Below are 21857 nucleotides of genomic sequence, written 5' to 3'. Positions count from 1 at the left end.
TTATCAAAGCGCATAAGATCCTTCGCTACGCTCAGGATGACAATAATCCTATATAATTTTCTACCCCAAAATCTCCTTGATATCATCAGCAGAAAGCGACTTGATAAAGCTCTCCTCAGTAGTAATCAAAGCACGTGACATGCTTAATTTACGTTGTTGCAGCGCCAGTATCTTTTCCTCCACCGTATCCTTGGTAATAAACTTATAAATAAACACATTTTTGGTTTGGCCAATGCGGTGGGTGCGGTCAATAGCCTGCTGTTCAACAGCCGGGTTCCACCACGGGTCGAGTATAAACACATAATCGGCTTCGGTTAGGTTAAGGCCTACGCCGCCGGCTTTTATCGAAATCAGGAACACGCGCGTATTCTTGTCTTCCTGAAACTGTTTTACTACGTCGCCGCGGTTTTGAGTGGCCCCGTCAAGGTAAACATAGGGGATTTTCTGCTCTTCGAAATAATTGCGGTATATGCCCAGTTGCTTTACAAATTGTGAAAATATCAATACCTTGTGGCCGCCATCCAAAACGGTGCTCAGGGTATGCGTAACGTTCTCGAATTTACCCGAATCGCCCTCATAGTTTTGGTCTATCATGTAAGGGTGATTGGCAATCTGACGTAATTTGGTCAGGCCCTGCAAAACCTGTATCTGTGTTTTGGCAAAGGTGCCATCTTCCAGACTGCGCAGTAACTCATTACGGTATTCAGACTTCACTTCTTCATAAACTGAAGCCTGTTCTTCGCTCATCTGGCAGTAAAACAAGTTTTCTGTTTTTGGCGGAAGCTCGGTTGCCACTTGCTCTTTGGTACGGCGCAGCACAAAAGGTTTGATCAAAGCCTGCAGCTTACGCGCCTTTTCTTCGTCTTTCTTTTTTTCGATAGGCGTCACAAACTCGTTAACAAAATACTGCTGCGAACCCAGCAGGCCCGGATTGATGAATGACATCTGTGTCCATAGGTCATTTACTGAGTTCTCAACCGGCGTACCGCTCAATATCAGTTTAAAACGAGATTTTAATTGTTTAACCGATTGGTATGATTTTGAAGATGGATTTTTAATATTCTGGCTTTCGTCCAAAATTACATAATCAAAAAAATAATTTTTAAACAGCTCAACATCAATACGCGTGATGCCATAGGTAGTAATTACCACGTCGTAATTGGCAAATACCTCTGCCGATTTATAACGGAAAGTGCCGGTATGCACCATTAGCCGTAACTTTGGCGCAAACTTTTTTGCCTCGTTGAGCCAGTTGTAAATAAGCGACGTTGGCATAATAACCAACGATGTGCTTTTGCCCCCTTCAGCCTCAGTTACCTCTTTATGTTTTTGCAACAGGGCCAGCGTTTGTATGGTTTTACCCAAACCCATATCATCGGCTAAACAGCCGCCAAAATGAAAGTGCTTCAAAAAGTGGAACCAATTATAACCCGCCTGCTGATATGGTCTTAAACTGCCTGAAAAATGCTTCGGTTGTTCTACATCTTCCAACTGGTCAAAATCCATTAGCTTTTGCAATTTTCGGTTCATAGTTACCTCGGCCATCTCGCCGTCGGCAAGGTCGTTCACTAGGCCCAGATGATGGCGGCGCAGTTTGATCTGGTCGCCCGGCTCGCTAAAGTGCAATAGATTACCATATTGCGAGAACCACTGCTCCGGGATTACCGCAATTTCGCCCGATGGCAGGGTGAATTCCTTTTTATGGTTAAGGATATGATTTTTTAACTGGATAAAAGGAATTTTATACGGGCCAAAATAAACAAAGGCATTGATATCAAACCAGTCGTTATCTTCTTTAACCTCCAGGTCGATCTTGCTGGTGCCAAATACGTAGCGTTTCTGGCCTTCAGGCTGCTCAATGTCAAAGCCTTCGCGCTTCAGTACGTCGTGATGCTGGTTGAGCCACTCAAAAATGGAATGCGCCTGGTTGCTATCATCCTCTATATTGTCCACTTCAAGGTTTTGAAAAAGTGATGATGCCGTTTTTAACCCCCAGCTTTCTAACTGTGCAAGTTTGCTTTTTTCCCAGGCTACTGAGCGTTTTATGCGGTGGAAGGTGTAGTTATCGCCATTGCGCTCCATGCGTACCGAGATATGTCTGCCATCCCCGTAAGGGAAAATATAACCGGCATATTTAAAATATAGCTGCAGTTGTGAGGTGCCGCCTTCTACATAGATAGGTTTAAGCATGGGCACGGCCTCGTGCTTTTCGGTATCAATAGTGAAGCCTTCGGCGTAAACGTTTTGCTTTTCGATAAGTGGCGCTACAAACTTTTCAAAATAAGAGTGCTCTGACGATTTAGGGATGGCAATATAGCGCTTATTCAAAAACGGGAGCAGCTTTTTACCCTCTATCTCTTTTTCAAAATGGTAAAGCGTATCGTCCATTAGCATCCAGGCCGGATGATTACAAATGATCTCGGCATTTTTGAACATGAACTCAATGCGCATGCCCTGGTACTTTATGGTAGGGAAATAGCGTATCTCTTCCTCATTGCGCCGAAAATGGAACAGTACCGACGCCTGCTCTTCGGCTATTTTAAGTTTACGCTCGGCAGGGTAGCCCTCTTTGCTCATGAGGTAAACCGGGCGGTCGCCCAGCAGGTTCAGCGCCTCTGCCATGCGCTTTTCAATTTTTGGGCGGATGGTTTCGAACAGCTGATCGGTAAATATCTTGGCAAAAAACTCAGACGGACGAATGGGCTTTTTATAAAACTTTTTAATGACATTACCCTGCTCCATTTCTTCCAGGAGCTTAATAAGCCTGGTGTCGGTTTCATCCATACAGCTTGAAAACTCGGTAGCAGTGTTTGAGAAAAGACGCTGATGGGTTAATGAAAACTCGCCGTTGGGGTTTAGCTGAACTACGTGAGGTTCAATGACATAGCCTAGATACTCATGTCGGGCGACGGCATAAATAATTTGGCAGGGTTTTGAACTATCAACGCGTAACATAGATGCTTCAGGTAAAAAATTAACTGAAGCTACGATGAAGAAAAAATTCAAACCTAAACAGAAAATGTTTGAATTGGAAACGAATGCCGTTAAATAATTATTAACAGCAGATGATGTTAATAACGTATTTTATTAAGAATTTGGCATTCTGAGCGTAGCGAAGAATCTACTAGCCATGTATAACAAGTGTTAAAGTCGCCCGGCAAATGCTTTGTAGCCTCAGCATGACAAAAGGCTGCAAAAAATTAATCGCTGATCTCCAGTCTCTAATCACTAATTATCACATCACCCTCAAAAACCTGTTTAGCAGGGCCTTCAAGGAAAATATCGGTAAAGCTATTACCGTTATAGTTAAAGCGGATATTCATATCACCGCCTAAAACTTTAATTGGTGTGTTGTTGCTGCCGGTTTGGTTGTGATGTTTGGCCATGGCTAAAGCTACGGCGGTAACACCGGTGCCGCAGGCAAAGGTTTCGTCCTCAACGCCGCGTTCAAATGTGCGCACAAAGTAGCCGCCTTTTTCGGCAGGTTCAACAAAGTTTACGTTGATGCCGTTGGCTTTGTAGGTATCATTATTGCGGATGGCGTGACCGTCAGCATATACATTTTTACTGGCCAGATTGTTAGCGAAAGTTACGTAGTGCGGCGAGCCGGTATTTAAAACGTACGCCGCGTTATCGCGGGTAATAGTATCTACATCAATCATTTGCAGGCTCACCCAGTCGCCGCTTTCTGAAATTTTGGCATGATGAGGGCCGTCAACTGCCAGAAAATCTGTTTCTGTGTCTATTATACCCAAAAATTTGGCAAAAGCCACAATACAACGGCCACCGTTACCACACATGCTGCTTGGTTTACCATCGGCATTGTAATAAACCATCTCAAAATCGTATCCCTCTTTTTGTTGAAGGAACATCATACCATCCCCTCCTATACCAAAGCGGCGATCACATAACGAGCTGATTATATTTGGATTACTATGATTTATGGTGTTGTCCCGATTATCCACCATAATAAAGTCATTGCCTGCGCCCTGGTATTTGTAGAAATGTATTTTCACGATGCTGTATATTTACAATATGCAATGTTAACAAACGCGCGGCCAAACAGTGTAAACTAAGCGTAGATTTAACTTTAACATTTTTTAACATAAAACCATATAACTTACAGTTGTTTCTACCGTCTATATGGTATTAAATTTGAATAACAAATTTAGCAATTATCAAACAGATTAATAAAAGGATATAGAGATGAAAAAAATTGGTTTAACATTATTAACTGCTTTTGTAGGCGGCGCCATGGCGCTTGGTACCTATAAAGTGATTGAAAATAAGTATGCTGATAATATGAGTTTTGATGATAAGCAACAGGTATACTTTGCAAGTAATCACATGACGCCTAACATTACGTCGTCTGCCGGCGAGGTTGATTTGACCCAGGCTGCTGCTGCCGTTACCCCGGCAGTGGTATATATACGTACTACTTACTCATCAAACACGTCAGATCCACGTGAGGATCAATTACAACGGATGTTTGGCGACATGTTTGGCCAGCGTATGCCACAGCGCAGTCAGCCACAGATGGCATCAGGTTCTGGCGTAATTATTTCGCCCGATGGATATATCGTAACCAACAATCACGTGGTGGCTAAAGCCGACAAAATTGAGATTACTACTAATGATCACCGTCGTTTTAAAGCTAAGGTAATAGGTACCGACCCTAATACCGACCTGGCGTTGATCAAGATCGACGCGGATAACCTGCCTATTGTGAAATTAGGTAACTCTGACGATGCCAGAGTAGGCGAATGGGTGTTGGCTGTTGGTAATCCTTTCAACCTTACTTCAACAGTTACAGCTGGTATTGTAAGCGCCAAAGGCCGGGGTATTGGTATAATTGGGCAGGATAATAACGATGACGATAACCCTTTCGGTCCAACCCGTAATTCAGGTCAGCCAAAAGCCAGAGCCGGTATTGAATCATTTATTCAAACAGATGCGGCTATTAACCCGGGTAACAGCGGCGGTGCCCTGGTAAATACCCGTGGCGAGCTGATTGGTATTAATTCTGCCATAGCTTCACACACCGGTTCATACGAAGGTTACGGTTTTGCGATTCCTATCAACCTGGCAAAAAAAGTATTGAACGATATTAAAAAATACGGTGCAGTTAAACGCGGTATGATTGGCGTTACTTTTGCCGACTTAAGCGAAACCGACAAAACTCAAGGTATCAATACTGATAAAACCAACGGTTTGTACGTAACCGGCGTATTACCTAATAGTGCAGGCGAAGCCGCTGGATTGAAAGAAGGCGATATTATTACCAAAGTTGAGGGTAATACGGTTTATGAGTCGTCTGATTTGCAGGAACGTGTTGCCCGCTTACAACCCGGCGACAAAATAAACCTTACCATAGCTCGTGGCAACGCTGAAAAAAATGTTACAGTGACTTTAAAACCTGAAACAGCTCCGGTACGCACTGCTGCTTCAAGATCATCAAGCGAGTTGTATAACAAGTTGGGCGCAAGCTTTATGCCATTAAATGCAAATCAAAAAGCTAAGTTCCATGTAAACAATGGTGTGATGGTAACCCAGGTGCGCGAAGGTGGTATCATTGATGAAGCCGAACTACCTACCGGTACTGTGATTACCAGCATTAACAAAATGCCTATCAATAATACTAACGATATTGACAAGGCGGTAACCAACTTGAAAAATGGCTTAATGACCATAAGCGGTTACTATCCTGATGGTACAAAATTCAACAATACATTTTCGGTAGAAGAATAAGCTATCTGAAATTAGATAATGAAAAACCCGGCAATGAGCCGGGTTTTTTGTTTTAGGGCCGCGCAGACCGGGTGAGTCCCCCACATGCTCATTATCCAAAAACCTTACTACCTTTGCTTCATGATTGATGTTATACTAAAAAAAGGCAAAGAAAAAGCAGTTCATCAGCGCCATCCGTGGGTTTTTTCGGGGGCCATTGACCGGGTGAAAGGCAAACCGGCCAATGGCGATATCGTGCGACTGGTAAATGCCGGGGGCGATTTTATGGCTTATGGTTTTTATAACGATCAATCGCGCGTAGCGCTGCGACTGCTGGAGTGGGATGAAAACAAAGCCGTGGATGAAACATGGTTTCGCACCAGGGTTGCCGAGGCTGTTGATGGCCGCAAAAATATTTTAAGTACCGGCGAGACCAATACCTGCCGCTTAATTTTTAGCGAAGCCGATTACCTGCCGGGCCTCATCGTCGACCGTTATGCCGATCATCTGGCGGTGCAGGTTTTAACCTCCGGCATGGAAAGGATGATGCCGGTAGTGATTGACGAATTGCGCAAACTGCTCAACCCTAAAAGTATCTTCGATAAAAGCGATGCCTCGTCGCGCCAGCATGAGGGTATGGACACCGAAAATGTGGTTTTGTTTGGCGATAATCCTCCTGAATCGGTGGAGGTAACCGAAAACGGCGTGCGTTATAATATTAATATCGCCGAAGGCCAAAAATCTGGTTTTTACTGCGACCAGCGCGATAACCGGCGCATTGTAGCCGCCCACGCCAAAGGCAAAAAAGTATTGGACTGCTTTAGCTATACCGGCGGCTTTACACTGAACGCGCTTTACAATGGCGCCACCTCGGTAACCAGTGTCGACAGTTCGGCTCTGGCCATTGAAACCCTGAAAGAAAATATCAAACTCAATAAACTGGATGCTTCAAAACATCGCGCCATACAATCGGATGTCAATAAACAACTGCGCGCTTTTAAAGAAACCGGCGAAACGTTTGACATTATTGTGCTTGATCCGCCAAAATATGCGCCGTCGCGTTCGGCTTTAGACAGGGCATCGCGCGCTTATAAAGATCTGAATCGTATTGGTATGCTGCTGCTCAACAAGGGCGGCCTGCTGGCTACCTTTTCCTGCTCAGGCGCTATGGATTTGGAAACCTTTAAACAAGTGCTGGCCTGGGCCGCTTTGGATGCAAGCAAGCAGGTGCAGTTTATCGGCCAGTTTTGCCAGCCGGAGGACCATCCGGTACGCTCTTCTTTTCCCGAGGGAGAGTATTTGAAAGGGTTGTTGTGCAGGGTGTTTTAGGTCCAATAATTCTTTTTTGCTAAACCTTATCTTGTCCGCAATAGTTTATGATTAAAACTAAAGCAACTCTTATCTTAATACTTATGTTTATTTGTGGCTTTATAAAAGCGCAAATAATAACTACCTATGCTGGAAATGGCTATGACGGTTTCGGTAATAACGGTAATCCATTTTATAGTGGCGACGGCGGCCCCGCTTTGCAGGCGCAAATAGCACCGCTTTACTTGGCATCTGATTCAAAAGGTAATATTTATATTTCTCAAGGCTCAGCTTATTATACCGTCCGAAAAATTGATGCTAAAACCGGTATTCTTACTACTGTTGCCGGTAACAGTCATCAAGGTTTTAGCGGCGATGGAGGCCCGGCTACATCGGCCCGGCTTAATGAGCCCCGCGGTATTGCCTTTGACTCACACGATAATCTGTATATAGCTGACTATTGGAATAATTGTATTCGTAGGGTTGATGCTGTAACGGGCATTATTAATACTATTGCCGGGGCAGGTGGACAGTTAAATGGCTACACAGGTAATGGCGGCCCCGCTAAAGATGCATTATTATTTGAACCTTATGCTATTGCATTTGACAAAAATGACAACCTGTTTTTTACAGATTTTAATAATAACTGTATTCGTCGCATTGACGCTCAAACTGGTATAATAACTAAGATAGCAGTAGCGAACCGCCTGGTTACGCCGGATTTAGTGGTGATGGAGGGCCCGCTGTAGATGCAAAGCTATACGCACCTTCAAGTTTGGTAATAAATAAGCAAGGTGATATTATTTTTGCTGATTTTGTTAATAGTCGTGTTCGAAAAATTGATGCGCAGACTGGCATAATCAACACCATAGCAGGAAATGGGCAAGAGGGATTCAATGGCAATGGTGGCCCTGCAACGGCTGCACAGGTATATGCTCCGATGTGGTTGACGTTAGATGCTGAAGGTAATGTTTATATCTGTGCCGGTACTAACAATACTTTATCTTATAGGGTTTTCAAGGTGAATGTTTCTACCGGTATTATCACCACAGTTGCCGGTAATGGAAAGCCAGGGTTTAGCGGTGATGGCGGCGATCCCATTAATGCCAGTATGAATCCATCAACAGTGGTGTTTAATCCTAACGGCGATATGTTTATAGGTGATTGCTATCAGAACTATCGTATCCGTAAAGTAAATTTCCCGCCGCTTAGCAATCCTGTTATAAGCTTTACAGGCACGTGCGCTCAGGAAATTACTAAACTAAACTTAAGCGCGCCATACGATATCGATTCTGAAACATGGACCGTTGACGGTGTTGAAGGAGCAATTGAAGGAAGCGCGCCCAACTATATATTTGCCACAGCTGGCAATCATACCGTAAATGTGACCATTCATAGCGCAGGTAAAAGCGCACAGAGCTCTGTACTGATCAATGTCAAAGATTGTTCTGTGCAAAATAATAATGGCGATACAGAGGGCGCGGCTTTAATACCTAATACTTTTACCCCTAATGGTGATGGTATTAACGATTTATGGGATATTAAATATTTAAAAAACTATCCTAATTGTACTGTTAAGATTTACAACAGAAACGGTGAGCAATTGTATTACTCACACGGATATGGCCATCCCTGGAATGGTACTTATAATAACCAGCCTTTACCTTTCGGGAGTTACTATTATGTGATCAGCCTTGGTAATGATACCGGTTCAAAACTTTCAGGTTATGTGGCTATTGTAAAATGATTATAACGGTTTGTTCTGAGAAAAAATAAAAACAAAAAAGCCATTGCAAACGCAATGGCTTTTTTGTTTAATAGGGTCGGCACTTAGTCAAACTTAATATTGCTGTAGTTTGATTTTATGGTGATGGTTTTGTCGGCACTGCCTTTGCCTACGTGGCCCTTGTAATTTTTGGTTGACGTATATCCACGCTGATTATCGGGTGTTTTGCTGGTTATGCTGGCAGAGTTATCGTAAATAAAATCGCCGTAATGGGTAGTTACATCAAAATCGGCATTGGTATTGCTTACCGAGCTTAATTTAACCGGCGCATAGCTTGAGTTTATGCTCAGGGTTTTGAGGCCCTTGCCCAGGTCATTGATCACCAAACCGCCACCATATTTCAAATCAATAACGCCCGATGAGTTGAGCTTGCCAATTTTTACCGGACTGTATTTTACGGTAGCGTTCAGGTTGTCAGCTTCATCTAAAGCCAAACTGCCATAAGCCACATTTACCTGGCTGCCGGTAACGCTGCCTATATTGGCATCGCCATAGTTAACCACTATCACGTTATCGGCGTTGCTTAGTGTTTTGGCCACCAGGCCACCGTAGCTGGTTTTGATGTTTAACTTTCCATCCAGATCTGGTAAAATTACCGCTCCATATTTATTGTTCAAAGTCAGGGCCGCTTTGGCTGGCATGTAAACGGTATAGTTAATCACTACCTTACGCATTTTTACCGTTTTGCCATTTTGTGTCATGGTACCCCACCAACTGTTGCTTTCCCGGTTAATATCTGTTTTAAAAGATACCGTGTTGCCGTCTTTGCCGCTGTTAATGGTAGTTTGGTCAAGCAGTTTTTGCGCATCGTCGTCTTCAAGGGCATAAGCTTTAATGTCGACATCAACCTTAACCTCTTTTTTGTTCCAGGTGTTTACGCTTACCTTACCGTAGTTATTGTCAATCTGGATCATGTCATTATTATCCAGCGAATAACTCTTGCTAAAGGTCTTTGCCTTTTCTTTCACCTCGCCGCTTTGTACCTGTTTCTCAAGGTTGGCATTAGCCTGGCTGTTATCAAAACGGTAGGCAAATGTGCGGCTAAAGTTTCTGCTGATGAGCGAATCAAAACGTGCGCTGTTATTTTTGCGTAATATTTCCAACTTTTCCTGAAACAACTGGTTATTCTTTTTGCTTTCTTCGGCGCTAAGTTGCGACATCTCTTTGCTCAGCGCACGCATTTGTTCTTGCAACTTGCGCATTTTGTTGCGGTAAACGCTATCGCCACGGCCCAGCACATAAACATTACCACCGCCATAGCTATAAGTTGGTGCCACAGCATAATACTGCCCGGTGGATGGTATATAAGTGTCTGTAGTTACCACTCCAACAGCAGGCGCTGGTGCTGCTGGCGGCACGGCTGGTACCGGCGCAATGCTTTGTGCATAGGCAGCGCCAAAAGCCGCAATGGCTACAAGGGTTGCAAAAGCGGTTTTATATACTTTTGATCTCATTTTTTTGTTGATTTTTAAATTCGTTAAACTGTTCAATAACATTAAGTTGTTGGTTCAGTACTTCTGATTGTACCTGCAAGTTCCGGATCATTGCACGCAGCACAGCTTCCTGATTGGGGCTAGTTAATAAGTCTTTATTTAATTTTCTGTAGGTAGAATCCATTTTGGCAATCTCGCTGCTAAATTCATGGTATAGTTGCGGATCTGTCTTGGCCACGCTTTTAAGCTCGTTACGCCTCTCTGCTACCAGCGATGCATATTTGATTTGCTGCTGTGCGTATTCGGGGTTAATAGCCGCCAGGTTAACGGTGGCGGGCTTTCTGTTCAGATAAACAAAGAAACCTGTGCCCATAGCCATTACTACCAAAGCGGCAACGCGCAATACAAACGCTAAAGAAAAAGTCTTAACTTCTTTTTTTTTCTCTTTAAAATGTTCAGGCAGCTCAGCCTCAATGCGCCCCCAAAGGTTGGCGCGTGGTTCAATATCATTAAACTCTTCGCGGTTATCTTTTATAAAATCCTCTAATCGCTTGCTCATTGTGTTATTCCCTTTCTGCTTAAAATCTCGCTCAGTTTTCTTTTCGCTCTTAAAAATTGTGTGCGCGACGTGTTTTCTGTTATGTTTAATATTTGCCCGATCTCTTCGTGATCATAACCTTCAATCAAGTAAAGCGATATCACTTGTTTATAACCCTCGGGCAGTTCGTTCATGGCTTCTTTTATTTGTGCCACTTTATAATGTGTTTCCTGGTCGTCATACTGTTCCTCGTCGGCCAGGTTATCGGCATCGTCACCTAACTCAACCAGCTCAACCTTACGTTTGCGTAATAAATTTATCGACCGGCTCACCACGATCTGTTTCAGCCATAAACCGAAAGTGGTTTCCTGTCTAAAGTCGTGTATACGTTTAAAAGCATCTAAAAATGATTCCTGTATCACGTCCTCAGCCTCGGCAACATTGCCCACAATCCTGAAGGCGACGTTCAGCATCGCTTTAGCGTACAATTTGTACAGCTCAAAGCAAGCCTTTTTGCTGCCCTGCTTGCATTCAACTACCAAATGGTAGTGTTTATCGACGAATAAGGTATCCAAGTTTTGTTTAGCTTTCAGAGTATAAGACAGCGTTATTTGGCGTACGTTGCACCTAAATGAAAATTTTGTGAAATAAATGTGAATTTAAGGATTTGTGTAAAAGGTAGTTGGGTAATAGAATGATATGAAGATAAAATGTTGTATCGAATAATTGGTAATAACGCTAATGGATATATGGGCGTTTCCCTACGGGCCGTGCTTTTCGCTCATACGCCTGCAAGGCCTTATGCTCAGGGCCGGTATCCGCTACAATCCCTAACGCAAATGTCTTAACCTTGATTTTTAGGATTTTGCGGGAGAAGCTGAAAAGCAAAAGAGCAGTGGGGCGTCAGACGCGCAGCTTTGGACGAAAGCGGGTAAAACAATGCTAGCTTAGTGCGGCTGCAGGGCTGTTAGGAGATGACTTGATTTTTGGTTCTTTGTATTAACACATAGAACAAAGCCTTCGGCACTGAGCGCTATACGAGCGAGATGACCGCCAAGCAGTGTAGAGATTGCTTCGTGGCTCGCAACGACGTTGTGGGGAGAATGTGATAGTAATTTACAGTGTTAATGCTTTGCTAAAAACTGATCTATAACCTTCACCGCGCTTTCATATCGGTCATCCCCGGTGCCGCTAATTACTACATAATTAGCATCCAAAGCTTTCAGTTCATGGTGCCATACCTGCATAAAATGCTCGCGCATGTGCGGAAAGTCGCGCAGCGGGTCATCCTGCCAGGGGAGGTCAATGTTTAATAAAAGGTATAAGTCGTATTTATGCTGGGGCAGGGCGTCCAAAACCTCCTGGGGCGATTTGCCAAAAATCTCATCGCTCCAGATCTTTACTGTGATAAAAGTGGTATCGCAGATCAGGATCTTATTGGCTTGCGGCAGCATTGATTTTTCCAGTTCCACCTGCCCGTAAAACATATTGATCTCGTCCTGCCAGGTAGGGGGCCCGGTTAGCTTTTCGCAATAGCCCCTGGCATACTCAGGCACCCATACCGTTTGGTAATGATTGGCCAGATAAGCAGACATTGTTGATTTACCTGTCGATTCAGGCCCTACAACGGCTATTTTTACGGGTTGGTTCATTTATTTGTCGGGGATTAGGTTGTTTTGTTTGCGCCAGTCTTTTCGCCAGTCTTTTCGCCAGTCGAGATAGCCCAGCAAAGCTATTGGAATATAAATGGCGTACATTACTGCAGTTGCGTTCAGGCCTTTTAAGATATAAATAGCAACGTAAATAATATCAACAAAAATCCAGATTAGCCAGTTCTCAACTACCTTACGGGCCAGCAGCACCTGCGCTACTAAACTACAGGCAGCGCAAAAGCTATCCAGGTAAGGGAACGAAGCCGTGGTATATTTGAGTACTGAGCCCAGGAACAAAGTAAACAGAGCTATAGCAATCACCGATATGACAATTTCTTTTTTAACAATAAGCTTAACCGGAGTTTTCTCTTTGGCCGGTGGTGTCTTGCTCCAAAAGTACCAGCCGTAAATGTTTGTCGCTAAAAAATATACCTGCAGGCCCATGTCGGCAAACAAATGCTTTTCGTAAAAAATGAAGATGTAAATGGTTACGCTGATGATAGCAAAGGGCCAGTTCCAGATAATATTTTTGGCGGCAAGATACACGCATAGCAAGCCACTAATAACGCCAATAATCTCCCAGAGGGATTGCTGTTGCCACCATAATTGCAGCTCGTGTATTATTACCATTTGCCAAATATAAAAAAACCACTAAGCTTAGTGATTTTTTGATGTTTCGAAAACTGCCTTACTGTGCTTTTAAGACGATTGTTTTTTTAATTAAATGAATAAAAATTCATTTAATTTTCATTTAAGGTAAATTAAGTTAGGTTTTGTTAATCAAAAACTCCTAAATTTATGGCTAAGATTTAAACAGGTATTGCCGGATGCACTTTTATAGTGCTGGTTGCTGCAAGCGAAGGTGCAATACCAAAATTTTAATTGTTAATTTTTTTTGTGAAAAGAAAGCCGCCCCTCATTGAGGGACGGCTTTTGTTTTTTAGTGCACGTCAGTTGGCGCTTTTACATTCTTTTTAAATGGCTGCAGATAAAGCAACGGTATCGAAAATAGCATCACCAGGCCCGATATATAGTAGGCGTCATCATAAGTTAATAATAACGATTGGCGGGTAACGGTACCTTCAATTGCAGCATAGGCCATATGCAAGGCATCAATAGCTGATTTACCTTTAGCCAAAAACGCTTGCTCCAACATATGAAGCCGCTCATTAAAGGCATTATTGTAAGGGTTGATATAATTCAGCAAATTGTTGCGGTGCGTAGCTGTACGAATATGTATAATGGTAGTTAATACCGCAATACCGAACGAACCGCCTAATTGACGCATCATATTATTTAAACCGGTACCCTGGCCTAGTTCCGGGCCTTTAAGGTCGGCGATAGCCAATGTGGTTAGCGGTACGAACAATAAAGCCATACCTACACCACGGATTAGCAGCGGTATCAACACATCTTTTTGGCCCGTACCCAGCGTTGAGTTGCTCAGCATGGTAGTAAACACAAAGAACAAGAACATGCCCGCCGTGGCCATAAATTGCGCCGGAATACCTTTGTTAAGCATCTTGCCGATAAAAGGCATCATCACAATGGTGCACATACCGCCCGGGAACAGCAGCTCGCCCGTTTGCTGGGCCGAAAACCCAAGCAGGTTTTGACAAAACACCGGGAACACAAATACTGAACCATATAAACCAAAACCCAAAACAAACGAGGTAAACATACCCACCGAAAAACTACGGTGACGCAGGATACCAAAGTTTACTATCGGGTAATCAATGCTCAATTCTCGCCATATGAACAGCAACACACCCAATATTGCGGTGATGGTAAGCACCAGGATGTAGGTTTTGGCAAACCAATCTTCGTCCTCGCCTTTTTCCAGAATGGTTTGCAAACTACCTACGGCAATAGCCAGTAGTAAAATGCCCCACCAATCTATAGGCTTACCCTTAGCCTCCTTAGGCGTTTCTCTAACAAAAGTGTAAGCAAAGAAGGCCGCTAATGCACCTACCGGAATGTTTACATAAAATATCCAGCGCCATGAAAAGTGATCGGTAATGTAACCGCCAATGGTAGGGCCTACGGTAGGACCAACAACGGCGCCTAAGCCAAAAAGTGCTGTTGCAGTACCTATTTGCTCACGCGGCCAGGTTTCAACCAGGATAGCCTGTGAGGTTGAAATCAAACCACCACCTGCCAAACCTTGCAGAATACGAAATACCACCAATTCGCTTAAGCCTGTGGCGTTACCGCATAAAAACGAGGCTATGGTAAAAATAATGATAGATGCTATGAAATATTGTTTACGCCCAAACCGGCTGCCTAACCAGCCCGACATGGGCAATATAATTACGTTTGCCACCGCATAACCGGTAACTACCCAGGCCACGTCAGTGAGGGTGGCGCCCAGATTACCTTGTATGGTTGGCAGGGATACGTTTACAATCGTGGTATCAATAAGCTCCAGTAATGAAGCTACGATAACCGTGATTGTAATGATCCATTTTTTAAAGCCAGTTTCAGCCATTTTAATTAATGTTTTATTTTAGGATAGTCTCTTTTAGTCGGGAGTCTTGAGTCCAAAGTCTCGAGAAAACATAAGTTTTACCAAAGACTTCAGACTCCCAGGCTCGAGACTCAGGACTCAAAGACTAAATTAGTCCTGAGTTATAACCGATACGTTTACGCTCATACCCGGGCGCAGTTTATCTAAAACGTCTTTTGAAGCGTTGATCTTAATTTTAACAGGTACCCGTTGTACTACTTTTACAAAGTTACCGGTTGCGTTATCCGGAGGTAGTAATGAAAATTTAGCGCCGGTAGCAGGAGAGAAGTTGTAAACTGTGCCCTCAACTTTCAGATCAGGGTAAGCATCAACCTCCACATTAACTTTCAAACCGTTTTTAATTTTCTCTAACTGAGTTTCTTTAAAATTAGCTGTTATATAAATACTGTTGTCATTAACAATTGAAAACAGGGTTTGACCTGCCTGTACCAATTGGCCCAACTGTACATTCTTTTTAGATGCAACACCGCTTGCAGGAGCCTTTACGTCAGTATAGCTTAGTTGCAGTTTGGCGTAGTCAACATCAACCTGGCGCTGGTTAACACCGGTGTTGCTCACCTTTAACTGGTCGCGGGTAGTACCTACCTGTTGTAAAGCTGCCTGATATTGGTCTTTCGCTGCGGCCAGGTTAGCCTGAGCAACTTCCAGGTCAGATTTAGCCTGATCAAACTGTTGTTGGGTAATAGAACCGTCTTTCACCAGGTTAGCATAACGCTGGTAGTCTTTTTGAACTTTGTCTAAACGGGCCTGAGCCGATACAACGCCCGCCCTTGCCACTGCAGAGTTTGAAGCAGTGCTTGATATTTGCGACTGTGTAACGCTGGTGCTCGCGTTGGCGCCAACCTGCGCTGCTAATGCCTGTTCTAATTTTACTTTATAGTCGCGTGGGTCAATTTTAACCAGTACCTGGTCTTTGTTAACATGCTGGTTATCTTCAAAGTAAATGCTGTCAACATAGCCGCCTACGCGTGCTACTACCGGGCTAATGTCGCCGTCAACCTGAGCGTCGTCAGTATCAACGTGTTTGCCGTAGTATATGTATTCTTTTACACCAAAAATTAAGCCGCCTAAAAGCAGTACGCCTAATATAATAGGAAGTACTTTGTTAGGTTTTTTTGCTGGTGTTTCGTTTGTGTCTTGCTTTGCCATTTTATGTAAGTGTTGTAGTGTTATTTGTTAAGTTTTCCGGTTGATTTCAGTAGGGTGTAGTACGCTAATCCGGCATCGGCTTTAGCCAATTCCAAATTAATTTGTGCCTGGTAGAGTAGGGTCTCGGCATCCGCTCTGTCAGTAGCTGATGCGATATTGCTTTTGTATTTAGATGCTAAAATGTTATTGTTTTCGCCTGCTTGCTCAATTGATGTTTGCAACAGCCTGATTTTATCTAAAGCCGTTTGGTAAGCGTGGTAGTTTTGGTTCACCTCGTTTTTAATATTGTCAATGGCGATACCTTTGTTTATAGCTACCTCATCTCGCTGAATGCGTGCCTCAGATACTTTGTTTTTATTGGTCCACAGGTTGCTGAATTTCCATGAAGCGGTTAAGCCAATAGTTACCGGTGTAATAAAGTTACCAACCTTAGGTATCGGGTTGCCTGAAACGTCAACATAATAACCACCTAACGATGCTGCCAAAGTTGGTTTGATATTAGCATTGATGTTTTTAATGTTGGTTTCGGCATATTTGTCGCGAAGATCAAGCTGCTTAATTTCCTGACGATTAGCCAGCGCGGTTTCAATGTAGTTGTTAAGCGGCGCTAATTCTGTATTGCTACCATTTATTTCTGCGATTGACAGTTGCGTGGTTTCAGGCAGGCCCAACAAAATGTTCAGGTCAAAATTAATCACCTTGCGGTTGTTTTCCAGGTCAATGCCGGTCAGCTCGACATTTGAACGTTGCAATTGAAAACGCAATACGTCATTTTTGGTAACCAAACCCTGCTCAAAAAAGCGCTGCGACTGGTGTATCTGCGCATCAATAGTCTCCAGATTTTGCTTAATTACCTTTTGGCTTTGTAATACCTTGTACAGGTTATAATAAGCACTAATGATCTCGTAAGTAATCTGGTCGCGGTCTTTATCAGCATCTAAACGAGAAATATCTGTTAATATCTGGTTTGATTGCTGCGCATACCTGAGTTTACCACCTGCAAAGATAGTTTCATTCAGTGAGGCAATACCTAAGTAGGCGTTAGCACTGCTTGGCAGGTTAATGCCGTCTTTACCAAAATTAAGATGGTTGTACGGAATCTCGGCACGATTGTAAGCCAGACTTACTGAACCGGTTGGCAATACGTTGTCTTTAACCTGGTTATACTGCGAAACCGCTTCGTCAATTTTTGATTGTGCAAGTTTTAAGTTCTTACTGTTTGCAATACCAAGCTTAATAGCCTCGTCCAATGTAATTGGTCTGTCCTGAGCCGATGCTCTTTTTGAAACCAACGACATCAGCAATATCGATAACACGATGGCTAAAACCGGGATCTTGCAAAGATGTAGTTTGTGAGATGTATTAAATTGTATATTCATAGTTGCTTAGTTGATTAGGTATGCTTTTAATAGAGTTTTCATGAAGCTTTTAATCTGCGGCTTCAATCTGGTTTCTATCATTTTTTCGTCGGTGATGTCGTAACCCAGTAAAGGCTCTGCCATCATAGGCGTGTTAATGATATAATTTTTCGTCCCGTAAAGGGTAGCTATTACCATGGCTATGTCGATATCTTTTTTAAACTCGCCGCTGGCTACACCTTCATTCAGTATTTTAGTAAGCTCGGTAACGTTTTTTAATAACATGTCGCGCAGTTTGTCTGACAGATCGTTCCCTCTATTCATACCCATTTCCTGGTATAAAAGTTTTTGGAAACAGTTGTTATTCACCACCTTATCGCCATACATTTCAATATATTGTTCCATTTTGGCCCAGGCGCTTATAGTTTCATCATTGCCCAGGTTTTGCAGAATATTTTGAAAAGACGCGATCTTACGTTGAAACACTGCCAGGAACAAACCTTCTTTCGAGCCGAAATAATAGTTGAGCATGGCCATATTTACGCCGGCCTCACCTGATATCAATCGGGTTGATGCGCCGTCAAAGCCTTTTTCTGAAAATACGCGCTCTGCTACATCCAGAATGTGGTCCTTCTTATCAATTTTATCTTTGTCCATAATCTTTTAACACCACAAAATTAATCAATCGATTGATTATTTAAAAATTATTTTTGTGTTAAATTTGTAACTCATTGATATTCAAGTATAAAAAATTAATCAATCGATTGATTTAATCAAAATAACAATAGTGTTTAAGTATTGTTTTAATGACGACTAAGATTTGAGCAATTGGACAGAGCTGGCAGAGAAAATATTACCATAATTAACTATCGCTATTAATTAATGATGTACTTAAGAACAATTGTATCAACCATGCGGCCACAATATTTCACGAACCTATTGCTATGCATTATATAATCAATTACTTTTGCAGTCACTGAACATAAAAAGATCATGAGCAAACACCCACAATCAGATAAAGACTTAAACTACATTTATTACCTGGTAGCTATTTTGAGCGGCATTTTTGTTGGCGCTGTTATAGGCGTTGGTTTTAAATGGGTTATTGTTGGTGCTATTTTAGGATTTTTGACTGCGGCCTTCTTTGTAAATGTATTGGCTAAGAGCAGTGAAGAGGCCTGATTCTGAGCTACCTTCATTTATAAAAAACTGGAACCAGTTTTACGGCATAGTAGCCGTATGGCTGGTTTTTTTAATTATAATCTTTTCGCTCATTACAAGTTATTTTAAATGAGCTTAACCGACTGGATCGTTCTTGCCGCTACCATTCTGCTTATTGTGGTATACGGGCTCTGGAAAAGCGGCAGCAATAAAAATATCGACCAGTATTTGGTGGGCAGCCGCTCTTTATCCTGGTACCATATCGGCTTTTCGGTAATGGCTACACAGGCCAGCGCCATTACTTTTCTTTCAGCTCCGGGCCAGGCCTACGGCGACGGGATGCGCTTTGTACAGTTTTATTTTGGTTTGCCGCCGGCGATGATTGTACTTTGCATCACCTTTGTGCCCATATTTCATAAGCTGAAGGTTTATACTGCTTATGAGTTTCTTGAGCAGCGGTTTGACTTAAAGACGCGTGCCTTGACCGCCACTCTTTTCCTGGTGCAGCGCGGCCTGTCTACGGGCATTGCTATTTATGCGCCGGCTATCATCTTGTCTATCATCCTGAATATTAACACCGCCTATACTACGATATTTATTGGTGCATTGGTTACCTTTTATACGGTATTGGGCGGTACCAAAGCCGTATCATACACCCAACTGCTGCAAATGAGCATTATTTTTTTAGGAATGTCTGCCGCCGGGGTTTTAGTAGTGGTGTTGCTGCCGCATCATGTAGGTTTTATGCATGCCGTGAAGCTGGCTGGCAAAATGGGCAAAATGAACGTCATCGACTGGAAGTTTGATCCGTCTAACCGTTATAACATCTGGAGCGGTATTATCGGGGGCTTTTTTCTGCAGCTTTCCTATTTCGGTACAGACCAAAGCCAGGTAGGGCGGTATTTGACGGGCAGCTCGGTAGGGCAGAGCCGTATGGGTTTGATCATGAATGGTTTGATCAAAATACCCATGCAATTTTGTATCCTTTTAATCGGTATCCTGGTTTTTGCATTTTATCAGTTTAACCGACCGCCTATGTTTTTTAATCAGTACGAGGTTAAGCAGGTTCAAAAAAGCCAATATGCCGGCCAATATAAATCGCTGGAAAATAGATATGCTGATGCTTTTGAGCAACGCAAAATAAAAGCAGGGGAGTTAATGACCGCCTTCGACAGCCACGACCAAACTCGCATCGCGCAAGCGCAAACCAACCTAAAACAAGCCGACGCCGCAACTATTGATATCCGTAAGGAAGGCATTGGCCTCATGAAAAAAAATAATTTACAGGCCGATACCGACGACACCAATTATGTGTTCCTTAATTTTGTGACGCATTATTTGCCACGGGGATTGATTGGCTTGTTAATAGCGATAGTGTTCCTGGCCTCTATGGGCTCAACAGCCAGCGCCTTAAATTCACTGGCCTCAACCACGGTAGTGGATATTTATAAGCGCAGCGTAAACCCTGAGGCTTCTGATAAAAAATATTTACTCGTTTCAAGATTAGCTACAATTTTTTGGGGGGTGGTTTGTATTGCTATGGCACTTTACGCGGGCAAAATGGGGAATTTACTGGAAGCCGTAAACCAACTGGGTTCTTACATCTACGGAACTATTTTGGGTGTGTTTGTGGTGGCGTTTTATGTAAAAAAAGTAAGCGGCACCGCAGTTTTTATAGCTGCAGTAGTGTCAGAAATTATAATTTGTATAATGGGTTATTTTGGTTGGGTGGCTTATTTATGGCTAAATCCAATAGGGTGTTTGCTGGTAATTTTATTAGGGCTATTGGTCAATCCATTGATACGTGAAAAGGTGAAAAGTGTATAAAAAATAAATGCCCCTTCGAACTTGCTTCTTGGGGGCATTCAACCTAAACCTTATCACAATTAAACTGGCAAGTTTGCCAGCTTGTAATCATTAACGCAAACACTATACCAATATTGCCGGTCTTTTACTACACTTTTTAAAAAATATAATTTTTATACTGAAGTGACATCAGTTTGACACAATCGATTGTCCTTTTTAGAAATCAAAGTGTATAATATAAATTACGATTGTTTATAAGAAATGCGTTTTCGCATAAACTCGCCTACCAGGAACAACATTAACACGGTATCAAAAAATAAAAATGCCTTCAGCGCATTACCTGACAATAGGTTTTTAAAGTTGGGCAATTGTGTTGTATTTTGAACAGCTGACACATTGGCCGACCAATGTATGTTTCCCAAAAAAATAATCGCGATTGCTAATAAACTCAATGTAAAGAAGCCCCCTATGGCACCCATCAACGTTTTATTTACCCTTGTTTTGAGCGGATGTTCAATGGCATATTCTTTACCAATAACCTCCATTACATTATAAGTGAAAGCCATAGGCGGCTCGTCTAATTCAATATGTGCCACTATGTCATAGTTTATGGCCAGTAGCTCTTCATATTTTAGGCGCAAGGTGTCGTCAACAGCTATTTGTTTTTCTATAGTCTCGCGGTCGGCGGCCGTGCAGGTGCCGTCAATATAGTTCCAAAGTTTTTCTTCAATGCTGCTCATATCAGTTCTTTAACTTCGTGTTTTAAATTACGCTCCAGCTTTTCTTTTAAACGCTGGCGCGCTCTGAATAATCTTACTTTTACGCTATTAGTTTCAATATTTAGTGTTTGCGCTATCTCCTCGATAGATTGCTCTCCTTTATAAAACAAGGTGATGATAGCTGCATCATCCCCGGATAATTGTTCAATGGCCTGGTTAAGGTAAAACGACCTGGACCGGTTCTCTGCGTTATTAACTTCATAACCTGATGAGACTTGCGCCAACTGTATATGTGTACCCTCGTCATCGATAGACGCTGTATCCAATCGCTTTTTGCGTAACGACGTCATGGCTGTTGTATACACTATAGTATATAACCAGGTGCTAAACTTGGACTCTTTCTTAAAAGAATGCAGCGACCGGTAGGCTTTAATAAAACAATCCTGCGCAACTTCTTCAGCATCTTCGCGGTTTTTAGTAAAACGAAGAGCCAGCGTAAACACAAAACGCTGGTGCCGTTTCACCAGGTCGGCGTAAGCCGACTGATCGCCCGCCATAATTTTGGTGATCAGTTCTATATCTGTGAGCTTGCTCTGCATTGTTACTAGCCCTCTGACTACACAAACCAGGATTAGGTTACATGATATGTAAAGATAATTAATTTACTCCTTTGTCACCCCGTTTTTCCAAGCC

19 protein-coding genes are annotated in these 21857 nt (G+C 42.7%); 6 read left to right on the top strand and 13 right to left on the bottom strand.

The genetic code is table 11. The annotated features are described in order from the left end of the window. Positions 1–60: 60 nt before the first annotated feature. Positions 61–2955 carry a DEAD/DEAH box helicase gene (locus tag ACFS5N_RS18085; RefSeq protein ID WP_377188999.1) on the bottom strand — a complete coding sequence of 965 codons (2895 nt, stop codon included), beginning with the start codon at positions 2953–2955 and terminating at the stop codon, positions 61–63. A gap of 266 nt (positions 2956–3221) precedes the next feature. Beyond that, positions 3222–4016 (bottom strand): diaminopimelate epimerase, encoded by a 795-nt coding sequence (gene dapF, locus ACFS5N_RS18080; RefSeq protein WP_377188996.1) that lies wholly within the window; start codon positions 4014–4016, stop codon positions 3222–3224. 190 nt (positions 4017–4206) lie between these two features. On the opposite strand from dapF, the gene ACFS5N_RS18075 reads away from it, so the two are divergent. From ACFS5N_RS18075 to ACFS5N_RS18060, 4 genes are all read left to right on the top strand, one after another. Then, entirely contained in the window at positions 4207–5748 is a 1542-nt protein-coding gene (locus tag ACFS5N_RS18075; RefSeq protein ID WP_377188993.1) for a Do family serine endopeptidase, read from the top strand. 120 nt (positions 5749–5868) lie between these two features. After that, positions 5869–7056, top strand: a complete 1188-nt coding sequence (locus tag ACFS5N_RS18070) for a class I SAM-dependent rRNA methyltransferase (protein ID WP_377188990.1) — start codon at positions 5869–5871, stop codon at positions 7054–7056. A gap of 83 nt (positions 7057–7139) precedes the next feature. After that, a complete protein-coding gene (locus ACFS5N_RS18065) occupies positions 7140–7784 on the top strand; it encodes an NHL domain-containing protein (protein ID WP_377188987.1) in 645 nt (214 codons plus the stop codon). A gap of 26 nt (positions 7785–7810) precedes the next feature. Further along, complete coding sequence (locus tag ACFS5N_RS18060) at positions 7811–8782, top strand: T9SS type B sorting domain-containing protein (RefSeq protein ID WP_377188985.1); 972 nt, start codon at positions 7811–7813, stop codon at positions 8780–8782. Positions 8783–8865: 83 nt separating this feature from the next. Here the strand turns inward: ACFS5N_RS18060 and ACFS5N_RS18055 are convergent, their stop codons facing one another. The 9 genes from ACFS5N_RS18055 to ACFS5N_RS18015 all read right to left on the bottom strand — a co-directional run bounded on the left by ACFS5N_RS18055 (position 8866) and on the right by ACFS5N_RS18015 (position 18135). After that, positions 8866–10275: a hypothetical protein gene (locus ACFS5N_RS18055; RefSeq protein ID WP_377188982.1), complete on the bottom strand. Its 1410-nt coding sequence runs from the start codon at positions 10273–10275 to the stop codon at positions 8866–8868. After that, positions 10256–10813: a hypothetical protein gene (locus ACFS5N_RS18050; protein WP_377188979.1), complete on the bottom strand. Its 558-nt coding sequence runs from the start codon at positions 10811–10813 to the stop codon at positions 10256–10258. The genes ACFS5N_RS18055 and ACFS5N_RS18050 overlap by 20 nt, the downstream gene beginning before the upstream one ends. Continuing rightward, complete coding sequence (locus ACFS5N_RS18045) at positions 10810–11367, bottom strand: RNA polymerase sigma factor (protein WP_377188976.1); 558 nt, start codon at positions 11365–11367, stop codon at positions 10810–10812. Before ACFS5N_RS18045 ends, ACFS5N_RS18050 begins: the two co-directional genes overlap by 4 nt. Positions 11368–11916: 549 nt before the next feature. Then, positions 11917–12444 carry an AAA family ATPase gene (locus ACFS5N_RS18040; protein ID WP_377188973.1) on the bottom strand — a complete coding sequence of 176 codons (528 nt, stop codon included), beginning with the start codon at positions 12442–12444 and terminating at the stop codon, positions 11917–11919. Continuing rightward, entirely contained in the window at positions 12445–13074 is a 630-nt protein-coding gene (gene pnuC, locus ACFS5N_RS18035) for a nicotinamide riboside transporter PnuC (RefSeq protein ID WP_377188970.1), read from the bottom strand. Between the two features lie 310 nt (positions 13075–13384). Further along, positions 13385–14932, bottom strand: coding sequence for a DHA2 family efflux MFS transporter permease subunit (locus ACFS5N_RS18030; protein WP_377188967.1), 1548 nt, complete (start codon positions 14930–14932; stop codon positions 13385–13387). A gap of 129 nt (positions 14933–15061) precedes the next feature. Further along, positions 15062–16120, bottom strand: a complete 1059-nt coding sequence (locus ACFS5N_RS18025; protein ID WP_377188964.1) for an HlyD family secretion protein — start codon at positions 16118–16120, stop codon at positions 15062–15064. A gap of 20 nt (positions 16121–16140) precedes the next feature. Beyond that, complete coding sequence (locus ACFS5N_RS18020) at positions 16141–17499, bottom strand: TolC family protein (RefSeq protein ID WP_377188961.1); 1359 nt, start codon at positions 17497–17499, stop codon at positions 16141–16143. A 6-nt stretch (positions 17500–17505) separates the two neighbouring features. After that, the gene (locus ACFS5N_RS18015) at positions 17506–18135 is read right to left on the bottom strand and encodes a TetR/AcrR family transcriptional regulator (RefSeq protein WP_377188958.1); all 630 of its coding nucleotides are present in this window, start codon (positions 18133–18135) and stop codon (positions 17506–17508) included. A gap of 336 nt (positions 18136–18471) precedes the next feature. On the opposite strand from ACFS5N_RS18015, the gene ACFS5N_RS18010 reads away from it, so the two are divergent. Both ACFS5N_RS18010 and ACFS5N_RS18005 read left to right on the top strand, forming a co-directional pair. Next, positions 18472–18660 carry a hypothetical protein gene (locus ACFS5N_RS18010; protein ID WP_377188955.1) on the top strand — a complete coding sequence of 63 codons (189 nt, stop codon included), beginning with the start codon at positions 18472–18474 and terminating at the stop codon, positions 18658–18660. A gap of 108 nt (positions 18661–18768) precedes the next feature. Continuing rightward, positions 18769–20466 (top strand): sodium:solute symporter, encoded by a 1698-nt coding sequence (locus ACFS5N_RS18005; protein ID WP_377188952.1) that lies wholly within the window; start codon positions 18769–18771, stop codon positions 20464–20466. Between the two features lie 221 nt (positions 20467–20687). Here the strand turns inward: ACFS5N_RS18005 and ACFS5N_RS18000 are convergent, their stop codons facing one another. Next, a complete protein-coding gene (locus tag ACFS5N_RS18000) occupies positions 20688–21185 on the bottom strand; it encodes a hypothetical protein (RefSeq protein ID WP_377188949.1) in 498 nt (165 codons plus the stop codon). Next, the gene (locus tag ACFS5N_RS17995) at positions 21182–21763 is read right to left on the bottom strand and encodes an RNA polymerase sigma factor (RefSeq protein ID WP_377188946.1); all 582 of its coding nucleotides are present in this window, start codon (positions 21761–21763) and stop codon (positions 21182–21184) included. The genes ACFS5N_RS18000 and ACFS5N_RS17995 overlap by 4 nt, the downstream gene beginning before the upstream one ends. Positions 21764–21857: the final 94 nt, after the last annotated feature.

It is taken from the genome of Mucilaginibacter ximonensis, from assembly GCF_042686265.1.
GTDB classification, from domain to species: domain Bacteria; phylum Bacteroidota; class Bacteroidia; order Sphingobacteriales; family Sphingobacteriaceae; genus Mucilaginibacter; species Mucilaginibacter ximonensis.
The sequence above is the reverse complement of the archived record's forward strand: the minus strand, read 5'-3'. Positions and strand labels throughout refer to the sequence as shown.